This is a genomic window from Bacillus sp. XT-4 (genome assembly GCF_050864245.1).
GTDB classification, from domain to species: Bacteria; Bacillota; Bacilli; order Bacillales; family Bacillaceae; genus Bacillus; species Bacillus altitudinis.
Map to the genome: position 1 here is coordinate 384,515 of NZ_JBPAFI010000002.1, position 17,999 is coordinate 402,513.

Genomic DNA, 17,999 nt, shown 5'->3' on the forward strand with positions numbered 1-17,999 from the left:
TCCTTTAAATGCGTGTGACTTTTACTTGTGGCAATAATGTATCGACAAGCTCTTTTGTTCCAAGTTCCTCAGAAAATGCTGTAGCACTTCCTGATGTGACGCCAAGCTTAAATGATTCTTCTCTGGAAAGGCCTTTAGAAACGCCAGCTAAGAATCCTGCAACGACTGAATCCCCTGCACCAACTGAGTTGATCAGCTTGCCTTTTGGAACATTAGATTGAAAGATCCCTTCCTTACTGAATAAGAGAGCGCCGTCTCCAGCCATAGATACAATGACATGTTCAGCACCTTGTTCCAACAGCTTTTTCCCATAAGGAATGGCTTCTTCTGCAGATGAAATACTGGTTTCAAACATTTCACCTAACTCATGATGGTTTGGTTTCATTAAGAATGGTTTCAGATCTGCTGCTTTTTTTAAGGCTTCTCCAGAAATATCAAGTACTACTCTTACCCCTTGCTTCGCACATACCTCAGCAATGCGCTCATATGTGTTATGAGGCAGTGAAGAAGGAATGCTACCTGCTAATACAACGACATCGCCTTCTGTTAATGAAGTGAATTGGGATAAAAACGAATCGAACTGTGCTTCAGTAATACTTGGACCGAGCCCGTTGATTTCTGTTTCTTCGCCTGTTTTTAGTTTCACATTGATACGTGTATCTTCTGACACCTCATGAAAGGCTGTTTGTAATTGTTCGTTTTGTAAAAAGTCTTGAATATATTTGCCTGTAAAACCGCCAATGAATCCAAGTGCTTTTGATTCAACACCGTGCCGTTTTAAAAGCCTTGAGACATTGATTCCTTTACCACCTGGATATTTTTTGTCATAGGTTGAACGATTTAAACCGCCGACCGCAAAATCCTCCACGTGTACGATGTAATCAACTGATGGGTTTAAAGTAACTGTATAAATCATGTTTTCACTACCTTTATAACCGTTTTTTCATGGTAATTATCGAATGAATCCTCTTTTGCGTCGTTTGTGATAATGGTGGCTTCCTGTAAACTAGCAAAGGCTGAAAACGATATTTCGCCAAACTTTGAGGCATCTGTTAAGATGTAGGTTTTTTTCGCCTGCTTTATAGCTCTTTTTTTAATGAGCGCTTCTTCTGGATCAGGTGTTGTAAACCCTGCCTCGGGATGAATGCCGTTCGTCCCAACAAAGCTCTTGTCAAAACGGTAATTTTCCATAGCTGTCAAAGCTGCGGCTCCCACCATGGCTCCTGTTCGATGTTTCACTGATCCGCCTATCAGGTAAAAAGAAATGCCTTTTCTCATGAGTGCTTCAATGTGCATGACACCATTTGTCACCACCACGATATCTTGATCTGGATCGATAAAGTCAATCATTTGCTGTGTTGTCGTACCAGCATCTAAGTAAATACAATCGCCTTGTTTTAAAAGTGATGCAGCTGCCTCTGCAATCAATGACTTTTCATGAAGGTTTTTGGCAGATTTCTCAAACACATCTGGTTCAAGACGAATACTAGATATTTTAGCAGCTCCTCCGTGAACTCTTTTAAGAAAGCCTTTTTCTTCGAGGGCTGATAAATCTCTTCTAATTGTAGATTCAGACGCATCCGTCATAATCGTTAAGTCCTGTATTTTGATGACATCGTTTTCTTCTAAATAGTCGATAATGAGTTGATGTCTTTCTGGTGTGAGCATTGAAAACACCCCCTTTTGAAAACGTATTCATTTTGCGCGCACCTTTATTGTAATCGCTTTTTTCAACATTATCAATACAAAACAATCAAATACATTCAATAACTATCAAAATCTTTCACAATGGTCATCTTACCTTTATATGTACCATTTGTAAACTGAAAAATATGTGACATTGAGAAGAAAGTCATGATATTAGCATTTCTATCATTTTTCATTTCATTCAATTGAACGAAAAAAAGCCTTTATGCGTTTTGCATAAAAGCTTCAGGTGTGGAGCAGCAGGCAATATATCTCGTTCTACCTTCTTGTCAGCACTTTGAAAGTTAACTTTAGGATTATTCATATCTAAGTGATTCAATCGGATCGAGCCTCGCTGCTTTATTGGCAGGAATCAGTCCAAAAATAATACCAATGAGCATACTAAATAGGACGCCTCCACATACGATTTGCCACGATACAAGAGAAGGCCACCCTGCAAACAGTGACACAAGTGAAGCACCTCCGAAGCCAAGCGCAATTCCAAGTAACCCACCGATCAGTGTAAGGACGACAGACTCAATTAAAAACTGAACGAGTATTTGAGCCCTAGTTGCCCCAAGTGCCTTTCGAATTCCGATTTCTCTTGTTCTTTCTGTGACAGATACGAGCATAATATTCATGACACCAATGCCGCCAACAAGTAATGAGATTCCAGCAATTGAGCCAATGATTGTTGTCATGACAGACGTAATTTGACCAATGCCTGCTGCAATCTCTTCCAGATTGATCATTTCGTAAGCATCGTCTGTATGGTGATTTTCATTTAAGCGTGCAGCCGCACTCTTTCCCACTTCTTTCATTTGATCAGCATGTGCGACTTGAATAGACAACTTATCATATTCTTTCACACCAAATGCAGTTGTCAGCATTGCAAAAGGGACATATATTTCATTCATATCAAATGAAAACAGCCCTTCCTGTTTTGCTAAAACTCCGATCACCTCAACCGGCTGTCCATTCATCCAAATCAACTCGCCTACTGCCTTCTCTCCATTAAACAATTCTTTTTGTATCCCTTCTGAAATAACAGCTGCCCTTCTTCCGCTCCTAAAATCGATTTCACGTAAGTCCTGTCCTTCTGCTATATGTAAAGAATGTACATTCGTGTAGCCTTCATTAATCCCATTGACCGTTGCATCTATTGTTGTATCTTGGAATCTTAATTGCATGCCTTGTGCAGTGGAGGAGGCAACCTGTTTAACCCCATTCAATGCTTGAACACTTTGAATGTCTTCTTCAGTAAATGTGGCTTCAAATAACGCATTAGGATTCGCATTTAACTCCTCATCAGAGGGTGTATAGGTCATATCAATGGTATTGTTTGGCCCTGAAATTGATTCTTTCAGCATTTGCTCTCCGCCTTGACCGATGGCAACGACTGCAATCACTGATCCAACCCCAATAATAATGCCAAGCATTGTTAAAATAGACCGCAATTTATGAGCTAGGACAGAATTCAGCGCTATTTTGATATTTTCAAAGAGTTTCATTCATTGCGTCTCCTTGTATCAATCTATCTTGAACGAGGCGTCCATCTCTTACAACGACTATCCGGTTTGTATACGCAGCTATTTCTTCTTCATGAGTAACTAGCACAACCGTTGTTCCTTCCTCATTGAGCTTTGTAAACTGTTCCATAATCGAGCCGCTCGTTTTTGAATCAAGAGCGCCTGTTGGTTCATCTGCCAAGATGAGCTTCGGCTCATTGACAATCGCTCGTGCGATGGCTACTCTTTGCTTTTGACCCCCTGACAACTCGTTTGGCATATGCTTCATTCGATCTGCCAAACCAACCTTTTCAAGTGCCATTTCCGCACGTTCTTTTCTTTCCTTTTGACTGATACCAGCGTAAATCATCGGAAGTTCAACATTTCGCCTCGCATTTAATCTAGGCAGTAAATAAAATTGTTGAAAAACAAAACCAATGGATCGATTTCGAATCACTGCCAGTTCTTGATCCTTTGCTGCCGACAGCTCCATACCTTGAAAATGGTACTGTCCGGAGGTCGGGTGGTCCAAACAGCCAATGATATTCATTAACGTTGATTTTCCAGAGCCGGACGGGCCCATAATGGACATATACTCGCCTTTACCAATGACAAGGTCCACATCACTTAATACATCAAATGTCTCCTCAGCGACTTCGTAGCTTTTTGTCACGTTTGAAAGCTGAATCATTCAGCATTCACTTCCATTCCGTCATACATATCATCTGATGGCTCTGCAATGATTTGATCTTCTTTTGTTAAACCTTTCGTCACTTCAAGATCTTGACCTGACGTTTCACCTAATGTCACTTTTACTTTCTTCAGTGCATTCTTTTCAACAACATAAACGTATGATCCATCTTTCTCTTTTTTCACGGCTGTTTCAGGAATTGTGAGCACTTGACGCTTGTCCGTTTCAATTTCCATGATCATTTTAAAGCCTGGTTTTGCATCCGGCTTTTTCCCTTTTATTTCAATTTCGACTGGATATTGTACCGTTTGATCACTAGCAGCTGTTTCTGCTGTTGAATGGGCAGGCACAGCGCCCACTTTTTTCACCACTCCTTGCCAACTCTTTCCGCGAATGACATCAGACGTTACCTTTACTTTTTGTTTCTTTTTGACTTTCATAGCGTCATACTCAGTGATTAAGCCTCGTACGATCATTTTTTTCTCATTGCCAATATGGATCACCGGCTGTCTCTCTTCTAGCTTCCCTGCGCCAGCATCTTGCTCGATGGAGATGACTGTTCCTTCAATTTTGCTATGTATCGTTAAATCTTCTATTTGTGCCTTTATTTTTTCTTGGTTAAGCTCCGCTTGTTTTTGCTCTAATTCAGCGGCTTTGAGTTCGAGTTCAAGCTGATCTCGCTCGTTTTTCGAATCAGAGCCCGCCTTTTTTCCCTGATTTTCATCTAATGTATTGAGTCTATTTTGTAATTGTTCAAGCTTTAGTGTACTTGATTCAGCCGCAAGTGCTTGCTGCTGTTCTTCAAGCTCCAGTTCCTTATTTTCATATGTAAGGAGCGGTGTTCCAACTTTCACCTTTTCTCCTTCTTTCACAGCGATATGATTCAGTCTTCCCTTCTCCTCTTCTGTATAAATGAATTGCTCCTCCGAGAATGAAAGTGTTCCAGGCGTCATCACCGTAGAAGTTATTTCTTTTGATGCAAGTTGGACTGTTTTAAATGATGCCGTAGAGGCAGGCTTTGATTGGTTTTTTGCAATATTAAATCCAATGAATAGACCAATCACAATAATGATAATGGATCCGATGATGATTTTCTTTCTCATAAAAACATTCTACCCCCAGCTTAATGACATGTTAATGGTGATTGTGGTTCCTACATATTGAAAAATTAAAGATAGCACATAAAAGACAGCTACAATGATCCAAGATATTTTTGGCGAAGTGCGGCCGACTTTGATCAATAAAAAGCCTGTTAAAACAAGATTCCAGATCACAAAAAGATCGATATTGGCTAACACGGCATGCCATGGACCAGACATTCGAATGAATGCGTTTAATGAGGTAACCGTGATATCTTTTGGCACATGAAAAAAAATGATCGCTAAATGAGAAATGATCGTACCAATGATCGTAATAGGTGTGATATAAAGCACACCTGAAAATAGCTGCTGAAACGTTGCATCACCTTTTGCTAAAAAGACGATGAACTTGTATACGGCAGTATTAATGACAATCCCAATGACCAGACCAATAAGCGTGATCACATAAACGAAAGGGATTGGTAAAATTAAATCTGCCCACAATCCTTCATTCACTAGCTGAGACAAATAAGTGACAACAACTGTTAATACAAGCACACATGATAAAGGCCACCAAACGAATGGCTGCTCCCACACTCTTTTTAAATGCTCTGATGGTCTTGTGCTTACTCCAATCATTGTGGGTTTTGGCGTTGTTTCTTTCATCAAATGTCATCCTCTCCATGTGCTGTAAGTATGGAAACGTTTTTTCATACTCTTGTTGTTCCTATTTTATCAAAAGATTGCCAATAAGTGATAGATCATTTGATTTTCTTATTTTCATAGTGATAGGATTGAATCTATTATTCTATTTTCATGAACGACATCCTTCAAATGATACCTTGATCCGACCATATTCATATGAAAAAATCATGATTTTACTGACTGAAAAACATTTTATGAAGTAAACAACATGTCTTTCGGAATAAATATCCTTTTCCTTTGGATTCAGATGGTCTCAGTTAGACACAACAATTTTTTGTTAAAATATTCCTAGTAATTTCAATGAATCCCGGCTTTATAGGACTATGTTTAGCGCCTTTTATAGAACAGATGAGCCTTTAGTATCAATACTTTCATATTAAAAAAATAAAAATAAAAGGATTTTACTTGATCAAATGTTATTTTTTCATATAATGTAAAATAGAGGTAGGTTAAATGATAGTGGAAATGGAGTCAAGTGAATGTTAAGAGAAAAATTGAAAATGCAATTGATTTTACTTTATGAAAAGGAACAAGAAGCATGGCAATACTTTAGAAAGGAAAGAGAACTGATTTATCATGAGCTCAAATTACTTGATATGAAAGAGAGCAGACCTTCTAATGACAAAATATACTACGCAGCAAGGTGTGTAGATATTATTAAAGAAAAAAAGGGAAGCATCGTGAGCACAAAAGAACTAAAAGAACAGCTTCAAGCTCAAACAGATTTCAATGTGAGACGAATCAGCGAATTGTATGATCTCATTCAACAGCTCGATCCTCACATTTCTAAAGCACGCCGGGGATGTTTTATTTACGAAGATCATACCCAAGTACCTCTCCAAACTTTTCACACATAAAAAAATTGGTTACAGCCGCTGGCCATAACCAAATCCTCTAATATCTATTATCCACCACTTACAGGAGGAATGAGTGCAACAGTGTCCCCGCTACGCACTTCAGCATTTCCCCTCGTATATATTTCGTTGACTGCAACCATCACGTTTTGTGCAGTATCAACACCATATACCTCCTGTAATTCTATTTTAATCTCATCAACCGTTGTTTGATCTTTTTGAATGATGATTTGTTGTTTACCGGCCTTCTCAGCAAGGCCGGCGAACAATAATACGCTAATCATGCCGCTTCCCTTCTTTCTCGTTAAGTTGGAGAGTACTAGGTTTTCCTTCCGGGTATGAAACGGTTTCAAGCTGATCACCTATCCAAGCCTCTCCATCTTCCCAGTATTCCTTTTTCCATATAGGAACTATTTCCTTTATTCGTTCAATCGCATATTCATTGGCTTCGTATGCAGCTTTCCGATGAGGTGATGAAACAGCTATTGCCACTGCAATGTCACATATCTCAAGAGTGCCAATACGATGCACAATAGCAGCTTCTGTATCGGGCCAGCGTTTTTTAATTTCTTGTCCAATTTGACTCAACATATTTTCCGCCATTGGTATGTATGCTTCATATGTTAAACGCAACGTTTTTTTGCCATTTGTCCATTCTCTTACCGTGCCTATGAATGTCGTAATGGCTCCCGCTTTGCGTCTTGTGACATGCTGAATCAATTCATTCACATCAATCGGCTCTTTTGTGATCTTAAAAAGTTCATTCATACGAGGCTTCCCCCTTCAATAAATTAAAAGCAAATGTGATCCCGCGCTTGTCAAATGCTGAAAACACAGGAAACGGGTATTTCTCAGTGAATTGTATTTCTTTATTGAAATAAATGGCTGCTTGTATATGAGAAAGTGTTGAAAGATCAATGAGTTCCTGTTCGTCTTTGACACACAGGATTTTGCGATAAGGCGCCTGTTTGTATCCTTCGATCAAGACGGCATCTAAAGGAAGATGCTGACACATGTTGATTAGTTGTGTGAATGTCATGTGCCGTATGAAAAAGTGACATTCACCTTCTCCCTCCACACCTGCGGCAAATGCACCCGCTTGAACATATCGATCCGTATCTTTTTGTTTGAACAGACGGTCTGGCTTTCCGCCATGTCCGTGATGTTTGAAGCAGCCTAGCTGCATTTCTTCTTCATCCGCCAGCTGACATAATTTTTCGATCAGCGTCGTTTTACCACTATTTTGATAGCCCACGACTTGTAGAATGTTTAATTTGTCATCCAACATGGAGCACCGCCTTCGTGGTGAAATAGCAGAACGCTGACCTGGTCACCTGCACTAAACCCTCTTGTTCCTCCAGGCAAAACAATGAAACAATCAGCATGAGCAATAGATGTCACCGCACTAGATTTATCAAGACCGGTTGGCGTCACACTCAGCTGGCTGCCAGCGAAATCAAGTGATGCTCTAACAAATCGTGTGAATGGATTGGCTTTTGGAAAATCATGTGTCAGCTTCGCCTCAGCAAAAACGGGAAATGGATTTTCTTTCAAACACCATTTATAAATGATCGGTTTGACAAATAGTTCAAAGCCAACAAAACAGGCAGCCGGATTTCCTGACAGCCCATAAAGCAATTGACCATTTGACAACGCAGCAACGGTCGTCACACTTCCAGGTCTCATGGCGACTTTATTAAACAACACCTCTGCACCTAGTTTTTCATAAATAGCAGGTAAAAAGTCAAAATCACCTACCGATACACCACCTGTTGTGATGAGCATATCAACTTTGCTTAAGGCTGCTTTTACGGCTTCATAGCTTTGATCAAAATCATCGGATACACCGCCTAAATCAAGCGGTTCTCCTCCAGCTTCAAGAACCTGAGCGTATACCATGCTTAGGTTACTATTTCTAATTTTACCGTCCACCATGGCATCACTTACTTGTAGGAGCTCGGTACCTGTTGAGATGATACCGATCACCGGTTTTTTGACGACTGGCACAACCGCATACCCGAACGTTGCCAATATCGCCGTCACGCCTGGGGTAACTTTTGAGCCTTTTTTGATCATGACGTTCCCTTTGAGGGTCTCTTCTCCTTGCCGAGAAATATTGCCCCCCTTTTTCAGCCGTCTTTTAAGTGACATCATTGATTTACCGTCTTTTTCAAACGTTTTCGTCAATTCGAGCATGATCACAACATTTGCTCCTTTTGGAATCTTCGCTCCTGTCATGATGCGAATCGCTTGAAAAGGACCGATCGTTTTTGCAGAAACAATACCTGCCCCTATATGATCAATGACCTCAAATTCAATCGGATGCTCGCTCGATGCTTCCTTTGTATCTTCTGCTCGAAGTGCAAAACCATCATACGGAGAACGATCAAAGGCAGGAACATCGTGATCTGCTAAAATATCCTCTGCAATCCATCTTCCAAGGCTGTTCTTTAAAGGAACCCATTCGACTTGTCCATGTTTTTGAAATTGGTGGACTTTCTTTACTGCCTCTTCTACTGGAATTGGCTGTCGTCTTTCCATCACTTCTCACTCCTATATGCCTAGCAGTCTTGCTAGTAATGAATTGGCTACTCTTTCATCATTTGTCCCATGGATTAATACACGTCCTCCTTTAAAACAAACGATACGGTGTCTTTCATAGCGTATATGAATTAAAAAATCGTTCACTTCCACCTCACAAATAGAGGACAGACGCTCTTTTACATGCTGAAATGAAAGGTTTTCTAAATCCTTCGATATGATCTGAATGGTGTCACGCCCGCAAAGAATCGCTGTTTTTTTTCGCTGTTCATCTAAATATGGATACGTTCTATTTATGCCGCAAGATGGACAGCTCTCCTGCTTCGTACGAGATACATCCATTTTAAACGAAGACGACTGCCACAAATCAAACGTGACAAACTTTCGCTCCATTTGCTCTTCATGCCCTGTTAAATATTTTAATGCCTCTGTTTGCTGATAAGCCGACACCATTTGGACAGCAGGAGAAATAATACCAGCTGTATCACATGTCAAACCCCCAACAGGCACTGAGGTAAACACACATGATAAGCAAGGTGTTTTGCCCGGCAAAATGGTCATATACATTCCCTGACTGCTCACACAGGCACCGTAAATCCAAGGCGTATTTGTTTCTAAGGATAAGTCATTCATCACCATTCTTGTCTCAAAATTATCAGTCGCATCAATGACGATATCTGCCTTTCGGAATAAAGGTCTTAACAGCTCTACTCCTGCATTTTCAATAAGAGCGTGAATGGTCACTTCATGGTTGATCTCTTGGAGACGTTTTTTCGCCGCTGCCGCTTTTGGCACATGCATCTTTGCATCGTGTTCAGTGTACAGCTGCTGCCGCTGTAAATTTGAGAATTCGACATAATCACGATCTACAATCGTCAAAGTACCAATTCCTGAACGGACAAGCCCTTCAGCAGACGCTGTTCCAAGTGCACCAGCTCCAACAATAAGGACATGACTTTCGGCAAGCGCAGACTGCCCTTTTTCCCCTACCGGAGGGAACAAGATTTGCCTTGAATATCGCTCGTTCAATATTGTTCTCTCCTCCTCGTTTTTATGTATCATATCATACCGTTTTCAGGTAAATCGCTTCTTTTATTGATATTGTGAAATTCATTTGGTGCCACGTTCAGTTCGTCGGCTGGAACAACCTGGACGTGAAGTTTTTGTAATAAGTCTTTGATAGCTAATTGATTCTCTTTTAAGCACGCAGAAATAAACGGAAGACTGCGGCGGTGATAAAGCGCAAATAACGGCTGTAATCTTCCCTGCACCATCGGGACCACAGCATCTACATGCTCATGGCAATAGGAAGATAAAGCGACGGCTGTCTCTTTTCGTATGAATGGCATATCACATGCCGTCACTAAATACCACTCTGCTTCTTGCTTTTGCATAGCGGTATATATGCCTGCAAGCGGGCCATACCCACGCACCTGTTCATCATCTAACCAAACAGCTTGTTCCCCTCTTGCTTTGAAAAAAGGCAGAAGCTTCGGGTGACTGATGATGATGGTTTCCCCTTTCAAAAGTTGCTCTTTCACATGTTCATATAGTGGTTTCCCCTGATAGACATGACTTGCCTTTGGCTCTCCAAAACGCCTAGAAGCACCTCCGGCTAGTATCACATTCACTATTCTCATCATCTCATCCCCTTTGATATGGTTGTTCTAATCGCACTCATTTCGCATACTTTATTGATAACATGAATAAGGAGGGTCTACCTATGAACCGGCGCCATGCTTCTCCCCTATTCCATGATCTGTCTCAAGAAAATCTATTTTTAAAAGCTGAAACGGCCAAATATCAACAGATGATTTCAGATTTACAGTCCACATATACGTATGCTAAAAACAAGAAGCTATCTCAAGAATATCATGAGATGAAAAAGGATTTCACTCAATTAAAACAACAATTGGATGAAATGACCATTGACCAAGACCAAGCATCATCTAAAATACAGGATCTCTCTTATAGCAAATCGGAATTATTACATAAAATCGTCCTTCTTCATGAAATGCTGCAAAAGGAAACCTATCATAGACGAAAAGAAACAGAGGAAAAGCACCGATTGCATTTGAAGGTTGTAAAATATAAGGAAATGTCTCAGCAACTACATGAGCGATTACTAGACCAAGATAAACAGCTTGCAAAAGAGGAGAAAAAAGGAAATACTTTATCCGCTGTGATTGAAAAACTGCAACAAACTCTAAGCGATAAAAACGCAGAGCTTCATTTATTACAAGAAGGCGTGCGGCATCTACAGGAGCGTTTTTATGAAACACAAGAAAAATTACTGCAAATCGAAAAAGCAAAAGAAGCCATTTTTTATGAAACGCTCACGAGCTACCAAAAACAGTTGGCCGAAAGCGAGGAATGGATCGCTTCTCATTTTGCTGATATCGACCAGTCAGCCCAAACAAATGCCGAGCCGTTCTCACAAGACCCTATTTTACAAACAACCGAAGAAATAGGACCGATTTTGAAGAAACTAAACGAACAAGTAGAAACGCTCCAGGCAAAAGTTGATGCGGTGCAGCGGAGTGGAGAGGTCATGACAGTGAAGATCGATAGATTTAAAAAACAGCGCGACAACATGCCCAAAGAACGAAAGATTGTCTATACAGTTGATCAAAAAAAGTGATTCATTCATCACGTACGCAAGAAAAAACTGCTGGCATTTACGCCCAGCAGTTTCTTTTTTATTTATTCGTCTTCTGTTTGAATGTCGCCTTCTAAAATATACTGTCCGCGATAAGGTTTCTTCACTTCTGGGTACATTTTAATTAAGCTTTGCATAAACGTTGTCATATTTGGAATTTCAAGACCGCTCTCTTTTTCAATCTCTTTTTGAAGTTCAGAGCTTTTAATCGCCGCATTATGACGCTTTAATGTTTTGATTGCAGCTTCACGAAGCTTAGCTGCCTTTGATCCAGGTCTAGCTGTGCCTCTTCTGCGTCTTGTAGATCCTTCAGGAATACCTACAGGTGCACCATTTAGCTGACCTGTTCCTAAAGATGATGTAACGTTTGACTGCGTTTGCGCAGGCTGATTGTAGCTTCTCATTTCTTGTGCAGCCAGCTCAGCTAATACAGGCAGTGAATCTGTTTTTCTCTCTGTACGTACTTCTTTTTTTGTATCTGTGACGAGACCTGTACCTTGACGGTCTAATTCTCTTAGTTTTGCGTAAATCGCATCTCGTTCAATTTGATATTCACGGATGACCTTTACTTCTGCTTCATTTAATTGTTCCAATCGTAAACGTAACGCTTCCCTCTCATTAAACAATGGATTTCCCCCTCATCATATAAAAAATATTCTATAGTAAATATTAGATTAGAAAACTAATTTTATCAACTATTTTTTTATCATTTTACAGTTTGCTATCAGATAGGTATTTCCAACTAAAATTTTGCCAAAGAAGAAAAATCGGCACCCATTTCATTGCCACTATAGGCTTTTGACCACCTTTAAAATATTGTAAAAATTTTGAATAAATGCTTATACTACTTGATTTATATAGTTATTTACCAAACTGAAATTTCTTTTGTGCAAAAACGTTCTGAATAGTAAAAAGTTAAAATCTTTACATTTTCATTTCAAAATAAAAATGTAAATAGGTCATAATACCTTTTTATTTTAGGAAATTTTTTTAATGAAATCCCTCATTTTCTCTTTTCTTAGGCATTCCACCTACAATCATATTCATCCAGTGCAATATGTCTCCTATTTTTCCCCATGAAAAAACCCCCATTCATGGGGGGAAAGCCTATTCTGCAGCCTTTTCAGACTCAGAAAGAACTCGATTGACACGTTTTTCAAGCATTTTCATACCGCTTCCGCCAGCTTGGAAGTGGCGTAAAGCACCTGTTTTATCGAATACATAGTAAGCTGGTACATATTCGTTCTCAAATGCTTCTGTTAATTTATGGTCGCTGTCTACAAAGATTGGCTGTGTGATTTCATGCTCATTTGCAACCTCTTTGATTTTTTCTAGATCAAGGTCATCCTCTGAACGTGGCATGTGAACTGCGATCACGTTTAGTTGATCTTTGTATTCATCACGGAATTGGTTCACTTGCGGCATCGCCTCTTTACAAAGGTGACAGCTAACTGACCAGAAGTGGATCAATGTTGGTTTATCACCAATTAATTCTTCTCTTGTTACTTCTCCATTTAACCATTCTTTTGCACCAGTTAGTTCCGGCATTGGTTGACGTAATTTCATTTTGAAGCGCCTCCATCCATTGTATGTCTCGAAACAAAAAAGTCTAACATCAGTTAGACCCCAGCATGTAGACAAACCCTCGCATTCTTTTTCGGTCCTGCGTGCTGGTACTCACGAATGTCACATTCGCTTCGCGCCAGTACTCGTCCTTCCTAGGGCTGCAAAGGTTTTCTATCACGCTGAAAAGAAGACAAAGGGCTAAAATAAACAACATTTTAGCCCTTTGTCAACAATCTGAAGGTCTAACACCAGTTAGACTGTTTCTTCAACTATCAATTAAAGTGTTTTTTGACCAGGTTTCCAGTTCGCTGGGCAAAGTCCACCAGTTTGTAATGCTTGAAGAACACGTAGTGTCTCATCTACATCACGACCGATATTGTTGTGGAATACTGTTTGATATTGAAGTTCGCCTTCTGGGTTAATGATGAATAGACCACGTAGTGCAATTCCTTCTTCTTCAATTAAAACACCGTATTCTCTAGATACTGTGTGGTTTGTGTCAGCAGCTAGTGGGTATTTTAATTCTCCAAGACCATTGTCTTTACGATCTGTGTTGATCCAAGCAAGATGCGTATGGATTGTATCAGTAGATACACCGATGATTTCTGCATCTAAATCTTCAAACTCATCATAACGATCGCTCATTGCTGTAATTTCAGTTGGACAAACAAAAGTGAAATCCATTGGATAGAAGAAAAGAACTGTCCATTTGTCATTCTTGATGTTTTCCTCTAAACTCACTTTACCAAATTCCTTATTAGCAAGTACTGCTTCCATTTCAAAACGTGGAGCTTGTTTTCCTACAAAACGCTCTGCCATATGTAAATCCCTCCAAAAATAATATCTTTATACAGACTTCTTAGCTGTATATAAAATGAGAATCAATAGGTTGAATTCTCATTTAGTTAATAACTTCACAAATATAATTATAATACTTAAGCGATTTTTAGTCAATATTAATTAATAATAAATTTAATTAACGATTTGTCACAATCTCTCGCTCCAACTATTAAAAGTTTAACATGACTTGCATAAGGGAACAAATGATTAGCTTCTCATTTCGCACATACATAGAAAGGTTTTGAAGATCATGAAAGCACTTGAACAAGTAGATTGGGTTTCCATCATCATGAATATCAGTATGATTTTTCTAAAACTCATTGCTATTTTTGTGATTTATTTTATCATCAGAGCGATTGGAAATAAGATGATTAAGCGTGCCTATTCAGCATTCTCTGAGAAGCACGGTGTCTCTTTATCACGAGCTCAAACGCTGCAAAGTCTTACCTTAAATATTTTCGCCTACTTGCTGATTTTTATTCTAGTTGTGATGATCCTCGACTTATTTCACTATAACCCAACCGCCTTATTGGCTGGCGCAGGTGTTGTAGGACTTGCCATTGGATTTGGCGCTCAGGGATTAGTGAGTGATATTGTGACAGGCTTCTTCATACTGCTCGAAAAACAATTTGATGTCGGCGAGTATATAACGGTTGCTGGTTTCGATGGGATCGTTGAACAAATTGGACTGAGAACAACACAGCTTAGAAGCTTTGATGGCACTCTTCATTTCATTCCGAATCGAAGTATACTGAATGTAAGCAATCATTCACGAGGGACGATGCAGGCACTCGTTGATATCGAATTATCCCCAGATGAAAATGTGGATCAGATGATCACCACTTTGCAAGCAGCCTGTGATGAAGTTCGTGAGAGCATGCCGCAAATCATCGAAGGTCCTCAAGTCGTTGGAGTGGAATCATTTGGCTCCTCATCCCTCGTCATTCGTATCATTGCAAAAACTGAAACGATGGAGCAGTGGCGTGTCGAACGAATTCTACGCAAAAAAATGAAAGAAGCACTCGATCTAGCCAAAGAGCAAAAAGAACCAGGATCATAATATCCTGGTTCTTTTTTGTTAGTTTTATTGAACACGCTGTTCTACTTCTTGACAAATTTCATCAGCCGTCATACCTGACGCTGTAATGACAGATGCCTTTGTCGTTGTGTCTGAAATGCCAAGAACATTTGAATCTAACCCTGTGACCACATAACAGTCACACTGATCCATTTGCTGTTCATTTTGAATACGTACGACATCATACCCTTTTTGCTTCAAAAGTTCTTCTACATCGGATAAAGATGGTTCTACACCAATTCTTGTCATAATCAAGAACACCTCCTGTTCATAAGGTGTACAGGAGACCATTTGATTATTCATTCACCTGCTTGCTTTTTAAAATAAGCCGTCATGACGTTCACAGCTGTTTCAATCGCATTTTCGTCAGGCGTGAGTTTTGCATGGTGCAGACCATATTCTGAATCTACCCCTAGCCAAAACATGAACCCAGGGTATTTTTTCAGCATGTAGCCGAAATCTTCTCCTGTCATCGCTTCTCTGCATTCAATGACGTTCGCAAGACCTTCTTCGGCTACATATGACATAAATTCTTCTGTCAAATCCTTTGAATTGTCCACTTCGTAATAAGATGAAGGGTATCGAACTGTCGCCTTGCATTCATAGCCAATTTCAATTCCCTTTGCAAGTGCTTCAATTCGTTTTCTCACCTTTTCCATAGACTCTGGCGAGAGCGTGCGAATGGTTCCATCAAGCTTTGCGTGCTGCGCAATGATATTTTGAGCAGTGCCACCTGTAATCGTGCCAACTGTAATGACGGCACTATCAAGCGGGTCCACATTACGTGAAATCACCGATTGCAGCTGCCCTACTAGTGCACTTGCAGCCACCACCATATCATTTGCTAAATGAGGGTATGCGGCATGCCCGCCTTTTCCTTCAAGATCGATCACAAGCTCACTCGTATTAGCAAATAATAGGCCCGGCTTTGTTGCAATCGTGCCGACTGGATATTCAGGTGCAATATGCAGCGCTGTAATAAAGTCTGGCGTCCACTTTTTTAGAACATCACTTGTAAGCATTGGTTCAGCTCCGCCTGGCCCTTCTTCTGCCGGTTGGAAAATAAATAGCAGATCTTCTTTGATTGGCTGATGCACGAAATGATCAATGATACCAAGAGCAATGGTCATATGAAGATCATGTCCACATGCATGCATGTGGCCTTCATGTACCGATTGAAATGGATAGCCCGTTTCTTCAGGGATAGATAATCCGTCCATATCTGCACGATACGCAAAGACGCGCGTAGGATTTGTCCCTTTTACTTTCACAAAAAGTCCAGTCCGCCATGTTTCCATCTCGATTCGATCTGTTGGGTACGATTCGAGATGCTTGATGAGGTAAGCTTGTGTTTTAAATTCCTTAAAACCAAGCTCAGGAATTTGGTGCAAATCTCTTCGAATGGATATTAATTGCTCACGATTTAACAAGTGAACTCGCTTCCTTTCCTCTATACGAATAAGACGTGGATATATCATCCACGTCTATGTCTTCAGCTGCGAATTGTGTCAATTAAAGCTGACGCAGTTCTTGTTTGATTTCAGTTTTACCTTTTGTTTTTTCATCAATGTCTTTAATTTTCTTTGCAGGTGTACCTGCTACAACCGTGTAAGGCTCGACATCGTTCACAACGATCGCTCCAGCTGCTACAACCGCACCTTTCCCAATTGTCACACCTTCTAAAACAACAGCGTTTGCACCAATGACAACATCATCTTCTACTACAACTGGCTTAGCAGAAGGCGGCTCAATGACACCTGCAAGAACAGATCCCGCACCGATATGACAGTTCTTACCTACTGTCGCACGGCCGCCAAGAACAACGTTCATATCAATCATCGTACCTTCACCGATGACTGAACCGATATTAATAGAAGCACCCATCATGATGACTGCATTGTCGCCAATTTCCACTTGATCACGAATAATTGCACCTGGCTCAATACGTGCTTTGATGTTTTTCAAATCCAACATAGGAATCGCAGAGTTACGACGGTCATTTTCCACGACAACATCTTCAATTTTGTCTTTGTTTGATGCTAGAGCTTCTTGAATTTCGCTCCACTCACCGAAGACAACACCTGTATTGCCTGTAATAAATGTTTTTGCATGTTCACCAAATTCAATACCTTCTAAGTCACCTTTAATGTAAACTTTAACAGGTGTTGATTTTGTACTATTTTGAATAAATGAAATAATTTCATTAGCGTCCATTTGTTTCATGTATGTATGTCCTCCTCTTAATTTATACTTCATTACTGTACCAAAGGAGAGTTTTAATGACAAGTGAAAGAATCGTCTGCGCCTTGGCAAATAAAACAAGCGGGCCTCTTTATCCCGCTTCTTGCTGGTGAAGATGAACAAATTGTCTACCAAAAGAAATCAATTCCTCTTCCTCGTTTCCTTCTGGATTCAGCTCAATTTTGATGGATGGCAGGACGATATCACCGCCCAGCTCCTTCACTTTTTCTTCAATTAAATCCACAGCTCCGCAAAAATGTTCATAAGATGTATCTCCAGAACCGAATACAGCAAATGCTTTACCCGTCAAATCAAGCTCTTCCATTTCCTCATATAGATCAATAAAATCATCTGGAAGATCACCATCTCCCCAAGTATATGCACCTAACAGAATGTGCGAGTAATCATGAAGAAGTTCAGCATCAATATCCATCGCTTCATGCCGGTCCACGCTAGCCCCAGCTTCCTTTAATCCTTTTTCGATTAAATCAGCCATTGCTTCTGTATTTCCTGACATTGTGGCATACACCAATAAAACTCTTTTCGTCACT

22 protein-coding genes are annotated in these 17,999 nt (G+C 40.1%); 3 read left to right on the forward strand and 19 right to left on the reverse strand.

Annotation, left to right across the window (positions count from 1 at the left end):
- Window positions 1-4: 4 nt before the first annotated feature.
- The 6 genes from pfkB to ACRRMM_RS07180 form a co-directional block, all read right to left on the reverse strand.
- Window positions 5-916, reverse strand: coding sequence for a 1-phosphofructokinase (gene pfkB / locus ACRRMM_RS07155; RefSeq protein WP_048003195.1), 912 nt, complete (start codon window positions 914-916; stop codon window positions 5-7).
- The gene (locus ACRRMM_RS07160) at window positions 913-1,668 is read right to left on the reverse strand and encodes a DeoR/GlpR family DNA-binding transcription regulator (RefSeq protein ID WP_048003194.1); all 756 of its coding nucleotides are present in this window, start codon (window positions 1,666-1,668) and stop codon (window positions 913-915) included. Before ACRRMM_RS07160 ends, pfkB begins: the two co-directional genes overlap by 4 nt.
- 335 nt (window positions 1,669-2,003) lie before the next feature.
- The gene (locus tag ACRRMM_RS07165) at window positions 2,004-3,197 is read right to left on the reverse strand and encodes an ABC transporter permease (protein ID WP_041092427.1); all 1,194 of its coding nucleotides are present in this window, start codon (window positions 3,195-3,197) and stop codon (window positions 2,004-2,006) included.
- A complete protein-coding gene (locus tag ACRRMM_RS07170; RefSeq protein WP_017367165.1) occupies window positions 3,184-3,885 on the reverse strand; it encodes an ABC transporter ATP-binding protein in 702 nt (233 codons plus the stop codon). Before ACRRMM_RS07170 ends, ACRRMM_RS07165 begins: the two co-directional genes overlap by 14 nt.
- Window positions 3,882-4,988: an efflux RND transporter periplasmic adaptor subunit gene (locus ACRRMM_RS07175; protein WP_050827224.1), complete on the reverse strand. Its 1,107-nt coding sequence runs from the start codon at window positions 4,986-4,988 to the stop codon at window positions 3,882-3,884. Before ACRRMM_RS07175 ends, ACRRMM_RS07170 begins: the two co-directional genes overlap by 4 nt.
- Window positions 4,989-4,997: 9 nt before the next feature.
- Window positions 4,998-5,630: a YIP1 family protein gene (locus ACRRMM_RS07180; RefSeq protein WP_428828922.1), complete on the reverse strand. Its 633-nt coding sequence runs from the start codon at window positions 5,628-5,630 to the stop codon at window positions 4,998-5,000.
- A gap of 518 nt (window positions 5,631-6,148) precedes the next feature.
- Here ACRRMM_RS07180 and ACRRMM_RS07185 point away from each other — a divergent pair.
- Window positions 6,149-6,526 (forward strand): hypothetical protein, encoded by a 378-nt coding sequence (locus ACRRMM_RS07185; RefSeq protein WP_017359410.1) that lies wholly within the window; start codon window positions 6,149-6,151, stop codon window positions 6,524-6,526.
- A 47-nt stretch (window positions 6,527-6,573) separates the two neighbouring features.
- On the opposite strand, the gene moaD is transcribed toward ACRRMM_RS07185, so the two are convergent.
- The 6 genes from moaD to ACRRMM_RS07215 are packed head-to-tail and all read right to left on the reverse strand — an operon-like array spanning window position 6,574 to window position 10,704.
- Window positions 6,574-6,807 (reverse strand): molybdopterin converting factor subunit 1, encoded by a 234-nt coding sequence (gene moaD, locus ACRRMM_RS07190; RefSeq protein ID WP_008345159.1) that lies wholly within the window; start codon window positions 6,805-6,807, stop codon window positions 6,574-6,576.
- Complete coding sequence (locus tag ACRRMM_RS07195; protein ID WP_008345161.1) at window positions 6,800-7,291, reverse strand: molybdenum cofactor biosynthesis protein MoaE; 492 nt, start codon at window positions 7,289-7,291, stop codon at window positions 6,800-6,802. The genes moaD and ACRRMM_RS07195 overlap by 8 nt, the downstream gene beginning before the upstream one ends.
- Window positions 7,284-7,811 carry a molybdopterin-guanine dinucleotide biosynthesis protein B gene (gene mobB / locus ACRRMM_RS07200; protein WP_046527034.1) on the reverse strand — a complete coding sequence of 176 codons (528 nt, stop codon included), beginning with the start codon at window positions 7,809-7,811 and terminating at the stop codon, window positions 7,284-7,286. The genes ACRRMM_RS07195 and mobB overlap by 8 nt, the downstream gene beginning before the upstream one ends.
- Complete coding sequence (locus ACRRMM_RS07205) at window positions 7,793-9,067, reverse strand: molybdopterin molybdotransferase MoeA (protein WP_048003191.1); 1,275 nt, start codon at window positions 9,065-9,067, stop codon at window positions 7,793-7,795. Before ACRRMM_RS07205 ends, mobB begins: the two co-directional genes overlap by 19 nt.
- Before the next feature lie 9 nt (window positions 9,068-9,076).
- Window positions 9,077-10,093, reverse strand: coding sequence for a MoeB/ThiF family adenylyltransferase (locus tag ACRRMM_RS07210; RefSeq protein WP_428828921.1), 1,017 nt, complete (start codon window positions 10,091-10,093; stop codon window positions 9,077-9,079).
- A 29-nt stretch (window positions 10,094-10,122) separates the two neighbouring features.
- Window positions 10,123-10,704 carry a molybdenum cofactor guanylyltransferase gene (locus ACRRMM_RS07215; protein ID WP_428828920.1) on the reverse strand — a complete coding sequence of 194 codons (582 nt, stop codon included), beginning with the start codon at window positions 10,702-10,704 and terminating at the stop codon, window positions 10,123-10,125.
- Between the two features lie 83 nt (window positions 10,705-10,787).
- Here ACRRMM_RS07215 and ACRRMM_RS07220 point away from each other — a divergent pair, with 83 nt between their 5' ends.
- Window positions 10,788-11,705: a sigmaE regulated sporulation protein gene (locus ACRRMM_RS07220; RefSeq protein ID WP_428828919.1), complete on the forward strand. Its 918-nt coding sequence runs from the start codon at window positions 10,788-10,790 to the stop codon at window positions 11,703-11,705.
- 62 nt (window positions 11,706-11,767) lie between these two features.
- Here ACRRMM_RS07220 and ACRRMM_RS07225 read toward each other — a convergent pair whose 3' ends face one another.
- From ACRRMM_RS07225 to ahpA, 3 genes are all read right to left on the reverse strand, one after another.
- On the reverse strand, window positions 11,768-12,349 hold the full coding sequence (locus tag ACRRMM_RS07225; RefSeq protein WP_007498648.1) for a hypothetical protein: 582 nt from the start codon (window positions 12,347-12,349) through the stop codon (window positions 11,768-11,770).
- 481 nt (window positions 12,350-12,830) lie between these two features.
- Window positions 12,831-13,289 (reverse strand): TlpA disulfide reductase family protein, encoded by a 459-nt coding sequence (locus tag ACRRMM_RS07230; protein ID WP_008345174.1) that lies wholly within the window; start codon window positions 13,287-13,289, stop codon window positions 12,831-12,833.
- Window positions 13,290-13,565: 276 nt separating this feature from the next.
- On the reverse strand, window positions 13,566-14,108 hold the full coding sequence (gene ahpA, locus ACRRMM_RS07235; RefSeq protein ID WP_007498654.1) for a biofilm-specific peroxidase AhpA: 543 nt from the start codon (window positions 14,106-14,108) through the stop codon (window positions 13,566-13,568).
- Window positions 14,109-14,379: 271 nt separating this feature from the next.
- On the opposite strand from ahpA, the gene ACRRMM_RS07240 reads away from it, so the two are divergent.
- Window positions 14,380-15,189, forward strand: coding sequence for a mechanosensitive ion channel family protein (locus ACRRMM_RS07240; protein WP_428828918.1), 810 nt, complete (start codon window positions 14,380-14,382; stop codon window positions 15,187-15,189).
- 24 nt (window positions 15,190-15,213) lie between these two features.
- On the opposite strand, the gene ACRRMM_RS07245 is transcribed toward ACRRMM_RS07240, so the two are convergent.
- The 4 genes from ACRRMM_RS07245 to ACRRMM_RS07260 all read right to left on the reverse strand — a co-directional run bounded on the left by ACRRMM_RS07245 (window position 15,214) and on the right by ACRRMM_RS07260 (window position 17,998).
- The gene (locus ACRRMM_RS07245; protein ID WP_003211408.1) at window positions 15,214-15,456 is read right to left on the reverse strand and encodes a YkuS family protein; all 243 of its coding nucleotides are present in this window, start codon (window positions 15,454-15,456) and stop codon (window positions 15,214-15,216) included.
- A gap of 50 nt (window positions 15,457-15,506) precedes the next feature.
- Window positions 15,507-16,685 (reverse strand): N-acetyldiaminopimelate deacetylase, encoded by a 1,179-nt coding sequence (locus ACRRMM_RS07250; RefSeq protein WP_046527697.1) that lies wholly within the window; start codon window positions 16,683-16,685, stop codon window positions 15,507-15,509.
- 34 nt (window positions 16,686-16,719) lie between these two features.
- Window positions 16,720-17,430, reverse strand: coding sequence for a 2,3,4,5-tetrahydropyridine-2,6-dicarboxylate N-acetyltransferase (gene dapD, locus ACRRMM_RS07255; RefSeq protein ID WP_008347987.1), 711 nt, complete (start codon window positions 17,428-17,430; stop codon window positions 16,720-16,722).
- A gap of 109 nt (window positions 17,431-17,539) precedes the next feature.
- The gene (locus tag ACRRMM_RS07260) at window positions 17,540-17,998 is read right to left on the reverse strand and encodes a flavodoxin (RefSeq protein WP_035392205.1); all 459 of its coding nucleotides are present in this window, start codon (window positions 17,996-17,998) and stop codon (window positions 17,540-17,542) included.
- Window position 17,999 lies beyond the last annotated feature (1 nt).